This window comes from Klebsiella sp. M041 (assembly GCF_059759695.1).
The window spans coordinates 1-17613 of sequence record NZ_JCAXWU010000014.1 but is presented as its reverse complement, the minus strand read 5'-3'; the positions used below and the strand labels follow the sequence as shown (position 1 = coordinate 17613).

Annotated in this window: 13 protein-coding genes, 1 tRNA gene and 1 pseudogene; 6 read left to right on the top strand and 9 right to left on the bottom strand. The window is 60.7% G+C overall.

Features of this window, described 5'->3' with window-relative positions; all coding sequences use genetic code 11:
* Positions 1-18 precede the first annotated feature (18 nt).
* The gene (locus AC6CWS_RS18425; RefSeq protein ID WP_065882696.1) at positions 19-1932 is read right to left on the bottom strand and encodes a bifunctional 5-dehydro-2-deoxygluconokinase/5-dehydro-2-deoxyphosphogluconate aldolase; all 1914 of its coding nucleotides are present in this window, start codon (positions 1930-1932) and stop codon (positions 19-21) included.
* A 505-nt stretch (positions 1933-2437) separates the two neighbouring features.
* Here AC6CWS_RS18425 and iolD point away from each other — a divergent pair.
* Genes iolD through iolE form a run of 4 tightly spaced genes read left to right on the top strand, consistent with a single transcriptional unit; the run spans position 2438 to position 7287 of the window.
* Entirely contained in the window at positions 2438-4378 is a 1941-nt protein-coding gene (gene iolD, locus AC6CWS_RS18420; RefSeq protein ID WP_023291779.1) for a 3D-(3,5/4)-trihydroxycyclohexane-1,2-dione acylhydrolase (decyclizing), read from the top strand.
* Between the two features lie 46 nt (positions 4379-4424).
* On the top strand, positions 4425-5438 hold the full coding sequence (gene iolG, locus AC6CWS_RS18415; protein WP_065882695.1) for a bifunctional inositol 2-dehydrogenase/D-chiro-inositol 1-dehydrogenase: 1014 nt from the start codon (positions 4425-4427) through the stop codon (positions 5436-5438).
* 41 nt (positions 5439-5479) lie between these two features.
* Positions 5480-6364 (top strand): sugar phosphate isomerase/epimerase family protein, encoded by an 885-nt coding sequence (locus AC6CWS_RS18410; protein ID WP_004152193.1) that lies wholly within the window; start codon positions 5480-5482, stop codon positions 6362-6364.
* Between the two features lie 23 nt (positions 6365-6387).
* Positions 6388-7287 (top strand): myo-inosose-2 dehydratase, encoded by a 900-nt coding sequence (iolE, locus tag AC6CWS_RS18405; protein ID WP_032454673.1) that lies wholly within the window; start codon positions 6388-6390, stop codon positions 7285-7287.
* Between the two features lie 153 nt (positions 7288-7440).
* Here the strand turns inward: iolE and AC6CWS_RS18400 are convergent, their stop codons facing one another.
* The 8 genes from AC6CWS_RS18400 to AC6CWS_RS18365 form a co-directional block, all read right to left on the bottom strand.
* Complete coding sequence (locus AC6CWS_RS18400) at positions 7441-8751, bottom strand: ABC transporter substrate-binding protein (RefSeq protein WP_049013625.1); 1311 nt, start codon at positions 8749-8751, stop codon at positions 7441-7443.
* The gene (locus AC6CWS_RS18395) at positions 8744-9817 is read right to left on the bottom strand and encodes an ABC transporter ATP-binding protein (RefSeq protein ID WP_065882694.1); all 1074 of its coding nucleotides are present in this window, start codon (positions 9815-9817) and stop codon (positions 8744-8746) included. The genes AC6CWS_RS18400 and AC6CWS_RS18395 overlap by 8 nt, the downstream gene beginning before the upstream one ends.
* Before the next feature lie 5 nt (positions 9818-9822).
* Positions 9823-10647, bottom strand: coding sequence for a glycerophosphodiester phosphodiesterase GpdQ (gene gpdQ, locus AC6CWS_RS18390; protein WP_065882693.1), 825 nt, complete (start codon positions 10645-10647; stop codon positions 9823-9825).
* Between the two features lie 10 nt (positions 10648-10657).
* Positions 10658-11545 (bottom strand): carbohydrate ABC transporter permease, encoded by an 888-nt coding sequence (locus tag AC6CWS_RS18385; RefSeq protein ID WP_065882692.1) that lies wholly within the window; start codon positions 11543-11545, stop codon positions 10658-10660.
* Positions 11535-12419 (bottom strand): carbohydrate ABC transporter permease, encoded by an 885-nt coding sequence (locus tag AC6CWS_RS18380; protein ID WP_004146807.1) that lies wholly within the window; start codon positions 12417-12419, stop codon positions 11535-11537. The genes AC6CWS_RS18385 and AC6CWS_RS18380 overlap by 11 nt, the downstream gene beginning before the upstream one ends.
* Before the next feature lie 130 nt (positions 12420-12549).
* Positions 12550-13569 (bottom strand): NADPH-dependent aldehyde reductase Ahr, encoded by a 1020-nt coding sequence (ahr, locus tag AC6CWS_RS18375; RefSeq protein ID WP_032454679.1) that lies wholly within the window; start codon positions 13567-13569, stop codon positions 12550-12552.
* A 111-nt stretch (positions 13570-13680) separates the two neighbouring features.
* A complete protein-coding gene (locus AC6CWS_RS18370) occupies positions 13681-15150 on the bottom strand; it encodes a SulP family inorganic anion transporter (RefSeq protein ID WP_044525228.1) in 1470 nt (489 codons plus the stop codon).
* Positions 15147-15821 carry a carbonic anhydrase gene (locus AC6CWS_RS18365; protein WP_044525229.1) on the bottom strand — a complete coding sequence of 225 codons (675 nt, stop codon included), beginning with the start codon at positions 15819-15821 and terminating at the stop codon, positions 15147-15149. The genes AC6CWS_RS18370 and AC6CWS_RS18365 overlap by 4 nt, the downstream gene beginning before the upstream one ends.
* 594 nt (positions 15822-16415) lie before the next feature.
* On the opposite strand from AC6CWS_RS18365, the gene AC6CWS_RS18360 reads away from it, so the two are divergent.
* A tRNA-Leu gene (locus AC6CWS_RS18360) sits at positions 16416-16500 on the top strand.
* A gap of 207 nt (positions 16501-16707) precedes the next feature.
* A pseudogene (locus tag AC6CWS_RS18355) lies at positions 16708-17489 on the top strand (tyrosine-type recombinase/integrase); the annotation flags it as partial.
* Between the last annotated feature and the right edge of the window lie 124 nt (positions 17490-17613).

Genomic DNA, 17613 nt, shown 5'->3' with positions numbered 1-17613 from the left:
GAGACGGGCGTTGGGGGATCAGCGGCGGGCTTCGCGCCAGTAGCCAATGAGCGTCAGGTAGTTGCGTTTCACTTCCTCTATCAGCGCCTCATCGCTGAGCTCGCCCTGCATCCAGCGCCGCGACGGCTGGCCAAAGATGGTGCGCCCGACGGCGAAACCTTTGATCATCGGGTGTGCGGCCGCTTCGGCGAAACCGGCGCGCAGTTTGTCGGAAGGCGCATCGAGACCGAGGATCAGGATCCCGCGGCTCCACGGATCTTCGTGCTCGATAAGGGCGGTGATCTGCTGCCAGCTGGCGCTGGAGAGCGGCGGCAGCTTCCACCAGTCCGGCTTGATCCCCAGCTGATAGAAGTGCTCCAGCATGGTGTGGTAATGGCGCTCGTCTTTGTCCGGGCCATTTTCCGGGAGGATCACCTCCAGCAGCAGCTCGTGGCCTGATTTGTTACAGGCCTGCCACACCTCGAGCAGCAGAGCGTCCTGCTCTTCACGCAGCGCCGCCGGGTCGTCCGGGTGATAGAAGACCAGACATTTGACGACATGCTCCAGCGGCCAGTCGATCAGCTGCGAGCCGATGTTGCCATGCTCCAGACGCAGCGGGCGCGAGCTGGGCAGTTCGATAGGGCGTCCGATCCACCAGCCCTTGCCGGTAATGGCGTTCAGCGCACGCTGGCCGTAGGTGCCGTCGGCCAGAATACCGCTGCGCTGGTCGAGTCCCGCCTCCTGCGCCGCCGCTTCGGCCGCGGCCAACAACAGCAGCTTGAGCTGCGGAATGCAGGCTTCATCGCGCCCGGTCTCCCGCGCCAGGTCGGCCAGCTGTTTGCGATGGTCGAAGGCGAAAATGCACAGCTCCGGCCACTGCTGGCGGCGGCTGGTCACCCGGTGCAGATGGTTGAGGCGCTCGTCGACGTCCGGGCGCGGCACCGATTCGGCGCGCTGCAGGTAGTCATCGAGTTCGATTTTGGTCGGCATCGCCGGCGCGCAGCCGTGGCGGGAGACCACCAGTGCCCCGCAGGCGTTGGCGTAACGGCAAGCCTGCTCCCAGCCCTCGTCGTTAAGCCAGCCGCGCAGCAGGCCCGACATAAAGGCATCCCCGGCGCCCAGCACGTTGAGCACTTCCACGCGCACGCCCTGCTGCAGCGGCACCTGGTCCCAGCTGTCCGGGATGTCGCCTTCCAGCACCACGCAGCCCATCGGTCCGCGCTTGCAGACGAGGGTGGCTTTGGTGGCATGGCGCACATTTTTCAACGCGGTCAGGGTATCGGTGCTGCCCCCGGCAATATGAAACTCTTCTTCGGTTCCCACCACCAAATCGAACAGATGCAGCACTTCCTGCAGCTGGCTGGTGACCGGCCCGGACTCAATGAAACGGGTTTCGCCATCGCCGAGCGAGGTAAGCCCCCACAGCACCGGACGGTAATCGATATCCAGCGCGGTACGCAGGCCGTGACGGCGAGCGTACTCCAGCGCCTTCAGCACCGCGGCGCGGGTGTTGGCGTGCGACAGGTGGGTGCCGGTCACCGCCAGCGCCCGGGAGGAGGCAATATACTCCTCGCTAATGTCGTCAGGCGTTAAGGCCATATCGGCGCAGTTATCGCGGTAGAAAATCAGAGGGAAGGTCTCCTGATCCTTGATCCCCAGCATCACCAGCGCGGTCAGGCGGGATTTGTCGGTAATCAGATACTCGGTATCCACCCCGGCGCGGTTGAGCGTTTCACGCAGGAAACGGCCGTTGTGTTCATCGCCAACGCGCGCCAGCATGGCCGATTTCAGCCCCTGAATCGCGGTGCCAAAGGCCACGTTGCCGGAGGAGCCGCCCAGATATTTCGAGAAACTGGCAACGTCTTCTAGCCGCGAACCGATCTGCTGGGCATAGAGGTCGACGGCCACCCGACCTATACAGATGACGTCGAGCCGCTTTACTGCTGCATTCATAGCTAGGATTTCCTTTTTGGTGTCTGCTGCCTGGAAGGGTCGGGATCCCGACGTCGACTCCGTGAACAGCCTGAGGGTTATTGGTTACCCTTAGTTTGAGAAATAAATATTTCATTTGCAAACTCGTTCGAAATTAAAAAACCAAAAGTGTGAGGGATCTACCACTCTGCCGCACTGAGCCTCGCGTTAGCGCGGATCGCCCCCTCTGTCGACCCTGAGGAAAATGAAACGCCAAACGACAGCCATTTACCTATGATTTTTAAGGGGATATTGCCGTCTGGCGCGGCCAAAAAGCGCCCGAAAACGTGTCAGGAATGTAAGTGAAACGTATGAAATGGGTAGAGAGTTTGATCCTTCTCGCAAAATGAAATATTTCTTCTGTATTTGTATTTAATGAAAAAAATGTTTGCCTATAATCCACAGGTATTCCAGTGACGTGAACGACGGCCCCGGCGGCATCGGCGCGACGCCACACACAAATACTGAACAATAAGGATTGTGCAACATGGGCAAACTGAGACTGACAACGGCGCAGGCGCTGGTGAAGTTCCTCGATAACCAGTACCTGGAAGTGGATGGCGAAGAGCTGAAGTTCGTGAAAGGCATTTTTGCGATTTTCGGCCATGGCAACGTCCTGGGGCTGGGGCAGGCGCTGGAGCAGGATAGCGGCGACATGCGCGTCTATCAGGGGCGCAACGAGCAGGGGATGGCCCACGCGGCCACCGGTTTTGCCCGCCAGGCCCTGCGCCGGCAGATTATCGCCTGCACCTCCTCCATCGGCCCGGGGGCGGCCAACATGATCACCGCCGCCGGCACCGCCAGCGCCAACCGCATTCCGCTGCTGCTGCTGCCGGGCGATGTCTTCGCCACCCGCCAGCCGGACCCGGTGCTCCAGCAAATTGAACAGAGCTACGATCTCAGCATCAGCACCAATGACGCCTTCCGCGCGGTCAGCAAATACTGGGACCGCATTACCCGCCCGGAACAGCTGATGAGCGCCTGCATCAACGCCATGCGCGTCCTGACCGACCCGGCGGAAACCGGCGCGGTGACGCTGTGCCTGCCGCAGGACGTACAGGGTGAAGCCTGGGACTACCCGGAATCCTTCTTTGCGCGCCGGGTGCACCGTCTCGACCGCCGCCCGGCCAGCGCCGCGCAGCTGGCGGACGCCGTCGCGGCCATCAAAGCCAGCCGTAAACCGCTGATCGTCTGCGGCGGCGGGGTGAAATACTCCGGCGCGGGCGAAGCGCTGTCCCGTTTCGCCGAGCGCTACGGAGTGCCTTTTGCCGAAACCCAGGCCGGGAAGGGGACGGTGGTCTCTTCTCACCCCCTGAACGTCGGCGGTGTCGGCGAGACGGGCTGTCTGGCGGCGAACCTGCTGGCGAAAGAGGCCGACCTGGTGATCGGCGTCGGCACCCGTTTCAGCGATTTTACCACCGCCTCGAAATGGATTTTCCAGCACCCGGAGGTGCGTTTCCTGAATATTAACGTCAGCAACTTCGACGCCTGGAAGCTGGACGGCATTGCCATGCTGGCGGACGCCCGGGAAGCGATGACCGCCCTCGACGCGGCGCTGGCGGACAGCGGCTGGCAGGCCGGCTGGGGTGCGCAGATCGAGAGCGTGCAGAGCCGTCAGTTAAAAGAGACCCAGCGCGTGTACCAGGCGGTGTGGCAGGAGAAATCCTTTGTGCCGGAGATCGACGATCATCTCGATCGCGAATCAGTATATCGCGAGTTCCGCCAGATCACCGACTCCACCCTGACCCAGAGCAGCGTCCTCGGGGTGCTGAATGAAACGCTGCCGGCCGAGGCGGTGATCGTCGCGGCGGCGGGCAGCCTGCCCGGCGATCTGCAGCGCGTCTGGCGCAACCGCGCGGAAAACACTTATCACGTGGAGTACGGCTACTCCTGCATGGGATACGAAGTCAACGCGGCGCTGGGGGTGAAGCTGGCGCAGCCGCAGAGCGAAGTCTACTCCCTGGTCGGCGATGGCTCGTTCATGATGCTCCACTCTGAGCTGGTCACCTCCCTGCAGGAGCGGGCGAAGATCAACGTCGTGCTGTTCGACAACATGGCCAACGGCTGCATCAACAACCTGCAGATGGAGCACGGGATGGACAGCTTCGGCACCGAGTTCCGCTACCGTCAGCCGGAAACCGGCCAGCTGCAGGGCGGTCTGGTGCCGGTGGACTTCGCCACCATCGCCGCCGGCTACGGCTGCAAAACCTGGCGCGTCACCACCCTGGACGAACTGCGCCACGCGCTGGACGCCGCCCGCCGCGAAACGGTCAGCACCCTGATTGATATTAAAGTGCTGCCGAAGACCATGGTGCACAAATACGGCAGCTGGTGGAACGTCGGGGTCGCCCAGACGGCGCTCTCAGAGCGGATCCGCAAAGTTGCGCAAATGATTAATGAAAAGCGCGCCCAGGCGCGTGATTACTAAAACGAACATCCACCCTGAATCCTACAGACTTACGGAGAAAACCATTATGTCGCTCAAATTAGGTGTCATCGGCGCTGGCGCTATCGGTAAAGAACACATCCGTCGCTGCACCCAGGTTCTGCAGGGCGCCACCGTTGTGGGGGTGTCTGATATCAATGCCGACAACGCCCGTGCGGCGGTCGCGCTGCCGGGCGTGCAGGCGGAAGTCTACGCCGACGGCCACGACGTGATTAACGCCAGCGATGTCGATGCCATCCTGGTCACCTCCTGGGACCCGACCCACGAAGAGTACACCCTGGCCGCCATCGCCGCCGGTAAGCCGGTGTTCTGCGAAAAACCGCTGGCGATGTCTGCGGAAGGCTGCCGCCGTATCGTCGATGCTGAAATGAAGGCCGGCCGTCGCCTGGTGCAGGTTGGCTTTATGCGCCCATACGACGAAGGCTATCTGGCGCTGAAAAAAGTGATCGACGATGGCGATATCGGCGCGCCGCTGATGCTGCGCTGCGCCCACCGCAACCAGGCGGTTGGCGAGAACTACACCACCGATATGGCGATCACCAACACCCTGATCCACGAGCTGGACGTGCTGCGCTGGCTGCTGAACGATGACTACCGTTCCGTGCAGGTGCGCTTCCCGCGCTCCACCTCGCACACCCATGCGCGCCTGAAAGATCCGCAGATCGTCTCCTTTGAAACCAAAAAAGGCACCCTGATCGACGTCGAGGTGTTCGTGAACTGCCAGTACGGGTATGACATCCAGTGCGAAGTGGTCGGCGAGACCGGGATTGCCCGTCTGCCGGAGCCGTCTGCCGTCCAGATGCGCAAGTCCGCCAGCCTGTCGACCGCTATTCTGACCGACTGGAAAGACCGCTTTATCAAAGCCTACGACGTCGAGCTGCAGGCCTTTATCAACGACGTCAAAGCCGGTCAGCTGCACGGCCCGTCGGCCTGGGACGGCTACGCGGCGTCGGTAGCGGCGGACGCCTGCATTAAAGCGCAGGGAACCAGCGAGCCGGTTGAGGTGACGCTGCCTGAGTGCCCGGCATTCTACAAACGTTAAGCACGCTTTGCCGACGGAACTTCTTTGCACAGGTAACGACGATGAAAATTGCCTTTGATGTGGATGTGATTAAGGACCTCGGGATCACCCGCATGGTCCATCAGGTAGCGGAGTGGGGCTACAAGTACATTGAACAGTCGCCGCACCCACAGATAAACCCGTTCTACAAGCACCCGCGCGCCAGCCGGGAGATCATGGCCGAGTACAAGCAGGCGCTGCGCGATACCGGCCTTGAGCTGTCGTCGTTTATCTGCGTCTACCGCTGGTCCGGCCCGGACGAACTGCGCCGCCAGGCGGCGGTGAAAAACTGGAAACGGCTGGTGGAAATTGCGGTGGAGATGGGCGTTCAGGTGATCAACACCGAGTTCTCCGGCGATCCGAATCAGCCTGAGATCTGCGATGAAATGTTCTATCGCTCGATGGAAGAGCTGTTGCCGATTTTTGAGCGGGAAGGCATCCGCGTGGAGATCCAGGCGCATCCCTGGGATTTCTGCGAAGAGAACAATGAAACCGTCGATATCGTGAAGTCGTTCCGCAGCGATAACGTGAAGTACGTCTACAGCGTGCCGCACACCTTTTTCTACGACAAAGGCGTCGGCGACGTGGCGAGCATGCTGCGCTATGCCGGGAGCGATCTCTCCCATGTCCTGATTGCCGATACCCGCAATCATACGAAACATTGCCGCTATATCGTTAACCCGCCGGGCGTGGATGCCGTGGTGCACCAGCACGTAGGCGTCGGGGAAGGGGATGTGGATTTCGACGCGCTGTTCCGCACCCTGCGCGAAATGAAATTCGCCGAGCAGACCTTCAAGGTCGGCGGGGAGCCGATTGTCGCCACCTCGCTGTTTGGCTACCCGGAAAAAATGAAATACCAGGCAGTGGAAACCCGTGAACTCATTGAACGTGAATTGCTGCGCCGCTAAGGCGCAGCGGCAGGAGCCCTACTATGAACAAAGATAACGTCAAACTGGCTATCGCCCCGATCGGCTGGACTAACGATGATATGCCGGAGCTCGGCAGCGAAAACACCTTCCAGCAGATCGTCAGCGAAATGGCGCTGGCCGGCTTTACCGGCAGCGAAGTCGGCAGCAAATATCCGCGCGATCCGGCGGTTCTCAAGCCGATGCTGGACATCCGCGGCATTCAGATCTGCAACGCATGGTTCAGCACCTTTTTCGCTAACGGCCAGCGGGAAAAAACCATTGATGAATTCGTCAATCACATGAACTTCCTCCATGCGATGGGCGCGAGAGTGATTGGCTGCTCCGAGCAGAGCGGCAGCATTCAGGGGCTGGATAAACCGATCCTCGGCGATGCGAAGCCGTGCTTCAGCGACGAAGAGTGGCAGCGGGTGGCGGAAGGCTACAACACCCTTGGTCGCCTGGCGGCGGAGAAGGGGATGCAGGTCTGTCTGCACCACCACATGGGCACCGGCATCCAGACCACTGCGGAAATCGACAAGTTTATGTCGCTGGTGGACGAGCGCGTCTTCCTGCTGTTCGACACCGGCCACGCCTGGTACTCCGAAGGCGGCGAAGCGCCGATGCTGGCGATCCTCAAAAAGTATCTGCCGCGCATCAACCACGTTCACCTGAAGGACGTCCGCCCGCCGGTGATCGACCAGGTGCGCCGCGACGGCCTGTCGTTCCTCGACGGCGTGAAAAAAGGCACCTTCACCGTCCCGGGCGACGGGGTGATCGATTTCCGTCCGGTGTTCAAGCTGCTGGACGACTTTGGCTATAAAGGCTGGATGGTGGTGGAAGCCGAGCAGGATCCTGCCCTGGCCAATCCTTTCGAATACGCCGTCAAAGCGCGCAAATATATCCGCGAAACGGCAGGGATCTAATCGTTGTGACATTTTCAGGCCATACCGGGTATGGCCTGCTTTTTTCCTTTCTCAATCCCTGTTCCCGCTTGCAAACCGCCTGACTGGATCTTAACCCCGGCGCCGGACCGTCCCCTCTCCCTCAGGGAGAGGGTGACGATGACGGGTAAAGCGTCACTTCACTTCCGCCAGCGCGGTTTTATCCACATAAGGTTTCATCAGCGCGTCGGCTTCCTTCTGCGCCGCCTGAACCGCCGCTTCCGGCGTCACTTTGGCATCGTTAACCACCGCCGCCAGCTGGTTCTCCATCGCCTTACGTACCGCCACGGTCTCCCAGGTGGAGTACCACGGATGGGCGTACTTCAGCTGCTCAAGCGCGATCGCCGCCCGCGGATCCTGCTGCAGATAGGCCTTCATCTCCGGCGTATCGTATGACGCCTTGCGCGGCGAGAAGTAGCCGGTAAAGCGGCTCCACGCGCCGTTCACGTCGGGGCTCACCAGATAGGTCAGGAACTGATACGCCGCTTTCTTCTGCGCCTCGTTGATGCCTTTAAAGCTCACCAGGCTGGCGCCGCCGATCGGCACCGCGCGCTGCTCTTTGGCCGGCAGCATCGCCACCCCAAGCTCAAAGTCTTTGCTGTTCTCGCGCATAAAGCCCAGCGCGCCGGTGCTGAGCATCGCCATCCCGAGCTTGCCGGAGAAGAACGCAGCGCTGATCTGCTTCGAGTTCAGCACTCCGGACGGCATCACCTTGTCCTTGTAGATCAGATCCTGCCAGAAGCGCAGGGCGCCGATGGCGGTCGGCGAGTTGTAATAAACTTCGCCCGGATAGTCTTCGTTAAAGTATTTCCCGCCGTTGGCGCGCACCAGCGCCGAGAAGATCCAGCCGCCGTAGTCGTCGTTGGTCGACGGCAGCATGATACCCCACTGGCCGGTGCTCTCGTCGGTCAGCTTTTTGGCATCGGCCAGCAGCTCGGCCCAGGTCTGCGGCGGCTGTTTGATCCCGGCCCGATCGAACATCGTCTTGTTGTAGTAGAGGATCGGCGTCGAGTTATGGAACGGGATCGCATAAGTGGTGCCCATCACCTGGGCGTTCTTATGCATCGCGGGCCAGAATTCCTTTTGCAGAAAATCGCCGGCCTGTTGATCGCCATATTTAAACAGCTCATCCATCGGCAGGATCTCATCCTTCAGCGCCAGATCGGTGGTGAAGTTGGCGGACATGATCACCAGCGCCGGCGGCTGGCCGGCCTTCTGCGCCGATTCGGCTTTGATCTTGGTGGTGTCGTAGTTGCCGGTGAAGATCCCGCGCACTTCCACATCCTGCTGGGAGTCGTTGAATTGCTTAATGACGCGGGTCATCTCCATGGTCAGCTTGCCGTCTACCGGCGCCGGGAACATGAAGTCTATTTTCTCTTTTGCCAGCGCCGCGCCGCTCAGGGCGAGGCTGAGGCTAACCGCGACTACCGTAAGAGGTTTAAACATGATTACACTCCATCAGTAAATTATGCTGGGTCTCAGCATGAAAAAGATGCACATCGCCAGGCGAGAAGCCGATCGGTAGCGACTCGCCTTTCTCCGGCACCGTGCCGCGGTGGCGGCGGCTAAAGCGCAGGGTGCCGATCGGGGTGCTGACGTGGAGCAGGTAGTCGGCCCCCATCAGTTCTCGTTGCAGAACGGTGGCCGGCAGGCGCAGATGGCCCTCCTCCACGCGGTCGGTAATATGTTCCGGGCGAATGCCCAGCCAGACGCGGGTCTGATCCCGGTGGCGCGGCGGCAGCGGATGACGCTGTTCTCCCAACAGTACTTCACCGTTGGCGCAGGGCAGCGACAGCAGGTTCATCGCCGGCGAACCGATAAATCCGGCGACGAACAGGTTGGCCGGGTTGGCGTAGAGATACTCCGGGCGCCCGACCTGCTGCACGTGGCCGCCGTTCATCACCACGATGCGGTCGGCCATCGACATCGCCTCGGTCTGGTCGTGGGTCACATAGATGGTGCTGGTTTTCAGCTGCTGATGGAGCGCCATAATGCTGTCGCGCACTTCGCTGCGCAGGCGGGCGTCGAGGTTGGAGAGCGGCTCGTCCATCAGGAACAGCCGCGGATTACGCACAATCGCCCGGGCCATCGCCACCCGCTGGCGCTGGCCGCCGGAGAGCTTCGCCGGTTTGCGATCGAGCAGCGCCTCCAGCTGCAGCATCTGCGCCACGTTGTCCACCCGCGGCTGCCAGCTGCTTTTCTCTTCCTTGCGCACCTTCATGCCGAAGGTGATGTTGTCGCGTACCGACAGATGCGGAAACAGGGCATAGTTCTGGAAGATCATCGCGAAGTTGCGCTCGCGCGGCGTGGTGGCGGTGATGTTCTCATCATGCAGCCAGATTTGGCCTTCGCTGACCGGCTCCAGGCCGGCTAGCAGGCGCAGCAGGGTGCTTTTCCCGCAGCCCGACGGGCCGACCAGCACCACGAATTCGCCTTCGTGAATATCCAGCGACAGGGCGCTGAGCGCCGGCTTGCCGTCGAAACGTTTACTGATGTTTTGCAGACTGAGCATGGCGGTTAGCGCTCTTCCGTTGGGCAACTGATGTTTTCGTCGTACAGCCACGGCCCGGCGTAGTGGGCCAGCGAGTGCTGGTAGCTCACCCACTGCTCGCCGACCTGGCGGTGCATCAGACACGAGGCCGGAGAAAGGTCGTAATAGGGCCGGGTGTCTTCGTGGCAGTACGGCACCTGATGGACGGTGCCGGGGATGGTAGAGATCAGCGCCTGGCGATACTGGGTCATGGTCAGGCTGTGGTTGTGGCCGCAGAAGATGCGCGTCAGCGACGGGAAACGCTCCACCAGCGCCAGCAAACGGTGGCCGTTTTCGCAGGCGATCGGGTCCATCTGCGCATTGCCCAGCGGCAGCGGCGGGTGGTGCATAAACACCGTTGCCGGTTTGTCGCCGCCCTCGAACAGCTGGGCTTCCAGCCAGCCGATGGTCTCGTCGGTCAGCCAGCCCCTCGAGGTGCCGGCGCGGCTGGAGTCGATAAACAGCAGGCGGGTGGCGAAGTCATCCACCGCATAGCGCATATTTTGCGCATCGTTGCCCAGCTGCGGGCACAGCGGGTGAAGATGCTCCAGAAAATGGGCTTTGTCGTCGTGGTTGCCGGGGATCAGATACAGCGGATAGTTCAGGCTGCCGAGGATCTGGCGGGCCACCTGATACTCCGCCGGGCGGCCGCAGTTGACGATATCCCCGCTCACCACCACCGCGTCCGGACGCTCGCGCAGCGCGTTAAGCTGGGAGACCACCTCGGCGTTGGCGGCGTTGACGTCGATAAAGCCGTACAGCTTTTCGCCGCGGCTGCGGAAATGGGTATCGGAAATGTGCGCTAACAGCATGAATCACTCCTTATTTGATCCCGGAGAAGCCGAAGCTCCGCAGGAACTGTTTCTGAAAAAGGATGAACGCCAGCATCAGCGGCAGGCAGACCATCAGCGTGCCGGCGCCGATGGTGCCCCACTGGCCGCCGGATTCGGCGCCCATGGCGAAGGAGACCAGCCCGACGGTCAGCACCTGCTTATCGGGATCGTTGAGCATCATCAGCGGCCACAGGTACTCGTTCCAGTGGTAGGTAATGCTGACGGTGGCGAAGGCCAGCACCGACGGCCAGGACATCGGCAGCAGCACGCGGAACAGCACCTGCCACCAGCGGCAGCCCTCCATCAGCGCCGCCTCCTCCAGCTCTTTCGGAATGGCGAGGAACGCCTGACGCATCAGGAACACGCCGAACGCCGAGGTGAAGTAGGGCATCATCACCCCGGTGAGGGTGTTGAGCAGGCCGAAGGTTTTCAGGGTCAGCATGTTCGGCACCATCATCACTACCGGCATGATCATCAGCTGCACCAGGAACAGAAGAAACAGCGTCTGCTTGCCGCGAAACTCGTGGCAGGCGAAGACGTACCCGGCGGTGGTGATGGTCAACAGCTGCACGCAGAAGGTGCCGAAGGTGAAGATAATGGTGTTGACATACAGGCTCAGCCAGTCGGCGCTTTTCCAGGCGTCGCGGAAGTTATCGAGGGTCAGCGGCAGGCGCGGCAGCAGCGACGCCATATCGTCGCCGAAGGTGGTAGCGCTGAACGAGGTGGCCAGCATCCAGATAAACGGGCTGATCCACAGCAGCGCCAGGCAGCACATTAATACTGTGAGCGTAAAGGGCGACGAGCGACGCAGCCGCAACCACAGCGGATGGGCGGCGGCGGGCGTGCGGACCAGCAGCGGCGAGATGTCAGCGCTCATAGTGGGCTCCTTTCTCCAGCAGTTTCAGGTTAATCAGCGAGAAGGCGAACAGCCCGGCCAGGGTCAGGAAGGTGGCGGCGGAGGCTTTGCCGAGGTCGTGGGTATCCCAGGCGAGATTCTGGATGTAATAGAGCAGCACGGTGGTGGCGTTGTCCGGCCCGCCGCGGGTCATCACCGCCACGTGGTCAATCTGGGTGATGGAGTAGATCAGCGCGGTGGTGATCACAAAGCTCAGGGTCGGGCGCAGCAGCGGTAACGTGACCTTAAAAAAGACCTGCGTGCGGGTAGCCCCCTCCATCAGCGCCGCTTCCCGCGTCGAGGCCGGAATACTTTGCAGCCCGGCGAGGAAAAACAGCATGTAGTAGCCAGCGAACTTCCACACGCCGATCAGCGCCAGGGCCAGCAGCGCGCTGTTGCTGCGCCCCAGCCAGTTGTTGTTCATCGGCCCGAACAGCTTCGCCAGATAGTGGTCGAGCAGGCCGAGGCCGGGCATAAAGATAAACAGCCACAGCGCGGCGGCGCTGACCATCGGGATAATCATCGGGAAGAAAAAGGCTGTGCGCAGCCAGCGGTTGACGCGATGGTTCTCGCTCAGGGCGACCGCCAGCAGGAGGGCGAGGGTCACCCCGGGCACCACCGTCAGCAGGATATAGAGCAGGTTATTGCCCAGCGACTGCCAGAAGACGTTATCGGCAAACAGGCGGGCGAAATTATCCAGCCCGACGTACTGCGCGCCATCGCTGGCCATGCGGGTATCAAACAGGCTGTCATATACTGAACGCCCCAGCGGGAACCAGGTAAACAGCAGTAAAAACAGCAGGGAAGGCGACAGGATCAGCCAGGGAAGCCAGGTCTTTCTCATGGTGACGCGCATCTCGTTCAGCCATTTATCGAAGCCCGGATTGTGGGAAGCAATGACTACAGAGGCATGGCGGGGAGATGACGGTTTGATGAAGCGACGGGAAAAACGCCGGGCGAGCGGGCCGCCCGGCGGGAGAGAACCATCAGAAGTCGGCTTTCAGCACCGCGCGGTAGCGGGCTTTGCCTTCGCGAACGTGCTTCAGCGCTTCGTTAATCTGCGACATCGGGAACAGCTCGGTGGTCGGGGCCACCTTGCTGCGCCCGGCGAACTTCATCAGCGTACGCAGTTCGGACGGGTTACCGGTCGCCGAGCCGGAGATGCTGCGGTCGCCGCCGATAAGGGTAAAGGCCGGCACCGGGAACGGCTTCATTACCGCGCCGACGGTGTGGAAGTTGCCGCCGTACGCCAGCGCTTCAAAGTACGGCTGCCAGTCGAGGTCGACGGCGACGGTGTTGATAATCAGGTCAAACTGTCCGGCCAGCGCCTTTAAGGCTTCCGGATCGCGGCTGTTGACCACGCGATCGGCGCCCATCGCCCGCACTTCCTGCTCTTTCGCCGGGTTGGAGCTGAAGGCGGTCACTTCCGCGCCCATCGCCCGCAGCAGCTTAATGGCGATATGGCCGAGGCCGCCGATGCCGATCACCCCGACGCGGCTGGTGGCGGTGACGTGGTGGGTCAGCAGCGGTTTAAAGACGGTGATGCCGCCGCACAGCATCGGGCCGGCGGACGCCAGATCGATGCTCTCCGGCAGGGGGATCACCCACTGCCAGTCGGCGCGCAGCTTATTGGCGAAGCCGCCGCGGTTGAGAATGGTCGGCACCGAGCCTTCCAGACAGTTGATCTGGTTGCCGCTGATGCAGGCGTCGCAATGGCCGCAGCTGCGCGCCGTCCAGCCGATGCCGACCTTCTGGCCAATCTTCAGCCCTTTATCCTGCGCCGCGCTGCCCAGCGCCGCCACCCGGCCAATCACCTCGTGACCGGCCACCAGCGGGTAGCTCGACATCCCCCATTCGTTGTCGATCATCGACAGATCCGAATGGCAGATCCCGCAGTATTCCACCTCAACTTCGACATCTTCCGGCTGCAGCTCGCCGGCATCGTATTCCCACAGCGACAGATCGGCGCCCGCTTCTTTGGCGGCGTAGCTTTTAATGATGCTCATGTTCATTTCCTTGGGGTTGGCGTGATAACCCAGAAAGTGTAGAGCATGGTATTCCCCGGCGCTTGGCAATCGGAGGGGTAGCGAAGCGGGCGGACCAGCCGCCCGTTAAGGTCAGCGGCTGGCCAGCGGCCACTGATTAAGGCGGATGCCGCGCTGCGGGGCGTTCTCGGCAAAATCATCCAGCACCGCCTGCACGTCCGGGTCGAGGTAGCCGACGCTGTCGTGCTCGACGATCACCACGCTCTTTTCCGGAATTTTCGCCAGCAGGGCCAGCAGATGCGGATTGTGCATAAAGGTCAGATTCTGCTGGATGCGCAGCACGTAGTGGTCATCGTAGCGCGCCAGCTGCAGCGAGTGGCGATGGCTGCGCCAGAGGCTGAACGCCATCTGGGTGGCAAGACCAATCCCGATCCCCGCCAGCATGCCGAAGGCGATAATCCCGCCGATGGTGGCGAGGAAGGGGACGTACTGCGCCGCCCCCTGGCGGAACTGCTCGATGAACAGCCGCGGCGTCGCCAGCTTATAGCCGGTATAGAGCAGCACGGCGGCGAGGCTGGCGAGCGGGATCAGGGTCAGCAGGCCGCTGAACCACAGGCCGCAGATCAACAGCAGCACGCCGTGGATAAAGATCGACAGTTTGCTTTGCGCGCCGTTGCTGACGTTCACCGAGCTGCGGACGATCACCGCGGTGATCGGCATCGCCCCCAGCACGCCGGAGAGCAGGTTGCCGACGCCCTGGGCGACCATTTCGCGGTTCGGCGAAGGCGGCGGGTTTTGCGGACGCAGCTTTTTCAGCGCCTCCTGGCTGAGCAGGGTTTCGAGGCTGGCGACCAGCGCCAGGGTCACCGCCACCACCCACACCGACGGATTGCGCCACGCGCTCCACGCCGGCGACTCCAGCTCACCCAGCAGGTCGCCGAGGCTGCCGAACGCCGGCAGGGTAATCCGCGGCAGAGCGGCCAGCTGCTGCGGCGCAAAATGGGTCAGCAGCAGGGTGGTCACGCAGCCGAGCAGGACGGCGATCAGCGGCCCGGGGATCCAGCGCAGGCTCTTCACCCGACGGATAAGCGGCGAGCCCCAGAGCCAGAGCACCAGCAGGCCGCCCGCGGCGACGGCAATCGCAGTGACGGAGAAAGCGGCATTGCCCTGAACCACATCGGCAAGCCCGGTTTCTTCCGCCGTGCCGAGCGCGACGGGGATCTGCTGCATAATCAGCAGGATGCCGATCGCCGCCAGCATGCCTTTGATGACGCTGGCGGGAACCAGCGAGATAAAACGCCCAGCCCGCAGAATGCCGAACAGCAGCTGCAGCACGCCGGCCAGCACCAGCGCCATCAGGAAGACGGAGAAGGAACCCAGGGATTCGATGGCGGCGACGACGATGGTGACCAGTCCGGCGGCGGGGCCGCTGACGGCGAAGCGGGAGGGGCTGAGGGCGGTGACGACCAGGCCGCCGATGATGCCGGTCAGCAGGCCGACGAAGGGCGGTAAGCCGCTGGCCTGGGCGATGCCAAGGCACAGCGGCAGGGCGACAAGGAAGACGACGATGCCGGCGAGAGAGTCCTGACGAAGTGTGTTCATGGGGCGTGCTCCTGCGGTGAGAGGTGTTCGACGAGGGTGGTTAAATGGCCGGAAGCCAGATCGTAGACGCAGCCGTGCAGGCTGAGCGGCCGCCCGCTGGCGAGCACCGTCTGCACTGGCTCACTCTCCAGCAGACGGGCGAACTGGGCGCGAACGTTGGCTTCCACCAGGGCGTCCAGCGCATGGCGAGAGCGCTCCGCGTCGGTGCCCGCGCTGGCGCCGGAGGAGGCCGCAACACCACATCCATCGGCGATCTGCGCAATTTCGTGATGCAGGGTGTGGCGCAGCTGGCCGATGCGGCGAGCCAGCGCCGAGGACTCCTGCGCCAGCGGCAGGGTGGGCAGAGAGAGCGCCGCCTGCACGCCGCCGCAGCCGTAGTGGCCGCAGAGCACCACCCGCTCCACCTCAAGGTAGTGGAGGGCATATTGCAGGACGCTCATGACGTTGTCGTCGGCGGGATCGAGCATGTTGGCGATATTGCGGTGGACAAAGAGCTCGCCGGGCTGGCTGCCGGTGAGCACCTCGGCGGGAACGCGGCTGTCGGAGCAGCCGATCCACAGCGAGTGGGGCCGCTGCCCGTCGACCCATTTTTCGAAATAGTCCGGGTCATGCTGACACTTCTGCAGCGCCCAGCTGCGGTTGCGGGCCAGCAAAGGTTTTAACGTCGTCACAAGTATTCTCCTGAGTTAATTCATCGAGTGAATATGTCCATCAAGACTCGTACAGCGACTAGTAAAAATAGTGTTTACCGGAACCCTTCACGCCTGAGGAAAATCCTGGAATAAACGGCAAAAAGAAAACTTTTCATTAATGTAAAGTTATAAAAATATTGATGAAATTAATATTCTGCTGCGGAGCGAGTGAATAACAAAAAGGTATTGTCTAAAACTTTCTGGAATATATGGGAATGGTGGTGGGTGGGGTTGGGGGAATAGTTGGGGAGTGGATAGTGGGGATTTGTTTGGGGAGAGAGGGATTGTGATGGGGATGCTGGTGAGAGTGAGGTGAGAAAAAATTGAGATAAATGTGAGTGGGGTTTAGGTGTTATTAAGCTGGAAGGGGGAACGGCTGGCTGGTGGGGTTGGGTTTGCGGGAGGGTGAGAGGAGGGGTGCTGGTGGCCATCGCGCTATGGAACGGCGGTAAAAGGTGACGCCGTGCAGGATAGCGCTGTTTTTTTCAACACTTAGCGCAATGACGACACGCTGTCGCTTGCATGGCCGCCGCCGACAGGTATAATCCAGAACGTTTCCGCATCCCCTTCAGTGCCGAAGTGGCGAAATCGGTAGACGCAGTTGATTCAAAATCAACCGTAGAAATACGTGCCGGTTCGAGTCCGGCCTTCGGCACCAAGTATTATTCCAAGACCTTCTGAGTAAGTCTAATTATCCCTTAAAAATCAATGATTGCAGCGATTTTTATGTCCTGAGTGGTCCGAGGTTGTCCGTTGAAATCCGGATGCCATTGGGGGCATTTTAACTTCGATTAGAAATGTGTCCCAAGTAAAGCTCAACGCCAGACAGGTCGAAACCGCAAAACCAAAAGACAAAAACTACAAAATGGCCGATGGCGGTGGGTGTATCTCGAGGTTTCGGCCAAGGGTTCTAAATACTGGCGCATGAAATACAGACGCCCTTCAAACAAAAAAGAAGATCGCCTTGCTTTTGGTGTTTGGCCTACTGTGACGCTTGCTCAGGCAAGAGCCAAGCGCGACGAAGCTAAAAAGCTGTTAGTACAGGGCATTGACCCAAAAGCCGAACAGAAAGAAGCTCAGGCTGAGAATTCGGGTGCATATACTTTCGAAACCATTGCTCGCGAATGGCATGCCAGTAACAAGCGCTGGAGTGAAGACCATCGATCGCGCATTCTTAGCTATCTTGAGCTTTATATCTTCTCTTATATCGGTTCGTCCGATATTCGCCAGCTCAAAACCAGCCACCTGTTAGCTCCGATTAAAAAAGTTGATGCCAGCGGTTAACACGATGTTGCTCAGCGCCTGCAACAGCGCGTCACAGCCATTATGCGGTATGCCGTACAGAACGATTACATCGACTCTTATCCAGCAAATGACATGGCCGGTGCGTTATCGACATCCAAAGCGCGACATTACCCCGCTTTACCCTCAAGCCGGTTCCCTGAGTTTCTTGCTCGTCTTGCTGCTTATCGTGGCCGTGTGATGACATGGACCGCTGTCGAGCTTTCCTTACTAACTTTTGTGCGTTCCAGTGAATTACGTTTCGCGCGTTGGGACGAGTTTGACTTCGATAAATCCCTTTGGCGTGTACCTGCAAAGCGAGAAGAAATTAAAGGCGTGCGTTACTCATACCGTGGCATGCAGATGTAAGAAGAGCATAGGCTTTGTTGAATAAATCAGATTTCGGGTAAGTCTCCCCCGTAGCGGGTTGTGTTTTCAGGCAATACGCACGCTTTCAGGCATACCTGCTTTCGTCATTTTGTTCAGCGCT

Excerpts from the sequence above, each read along its gene's own strand:
- AC6CWS_RS18425 (WP_065882696.1), bottom strand. The coding sequence starts at position 1,932 with ATGAATGCAGCAGTAAAGCGGCTCGACGTCATCTGTATAGGTCGGGTG.
- iolE (WP_032454673.1), top strand. The coding sequence starts at position 6,388 with ATGAACAAAGATAACGTCAAACTGGCTATCGCCCCGATCGGCTGGACT.
- AC6CWS_RS18410 (WP_004152193.1), top strand. The coding sequence starts at position 5,480 with ATGAAAATTGCCTTTGATGTGGATGTGATTAAGGACCTCGGGATCACC.
- AC6CWS_RS18380 (WP_004146807.1), bottom strand. The coding sequence starts at position 12,419 with ATGCGCGTCACCATGAGAAAGACCTGGCTTCCCTGGCTGATCCTGTCG.
- ahr (WP_032454679.1), bottom strand. The coding sequence starts at position 13,569 with ATGAGCATCATTAAAAGCTACGCCGCCAAAGAAGCGGGCGCCGATCTG.
- AC6CWS_RS18400 (WP_049013625.1), bottom strand. The coding sequence starts at position 8,751 with ATGTTTAAACCTCTTACGGTAGTCGCGGTTAGCCTCAGCCTCGCCCTG.
- AC6CWS_RS18395 (WP_065882694.1), bottom strand. The coding sequence starts at position 9,817 with ATGCTCAGTCTGCAAAACATCAGTAAACGTTTCGACGGCAAGCCGGCG.
- AC6CWS_RS18385 (WP_065882692.1), bottom strand. The coding sequence starts at position 11,545 with ATGAGCGCTGACATCTCGCCGCTGCTGGTCCGCACGCCCGCCGCCGCC.
- iolG (WP_065882695.1), top strand. The coding sequence starts at position 4,425 with ATGTCGCTCAAATTAGGTGTCATCGGCGCTGGCGCTATCGGTAAAGAA.
- gpdQ (WP_065882693.1), bottom strand. The coding sequence starts at position 10,647 with ATGCTGTTAGCGCACATTTCCGATACCCATTTCCGCAGCCGCGGCGAA.
- iolD (WP_023291779.1), top strand. The coding sequence starts at position 2,438 with ATGGGCAAACTGAGACTGACAACGGCGCAGGCGCTGGTGAAGTTCCTC.
- AC6CWS_RS18370 (WP_044525228.1), bottom strand. The coding sequence starts at position 15,150 with ATGAACACACTTCGTCAGGACTCTCTCGCCGGCATCGTCGTCTTCCTT.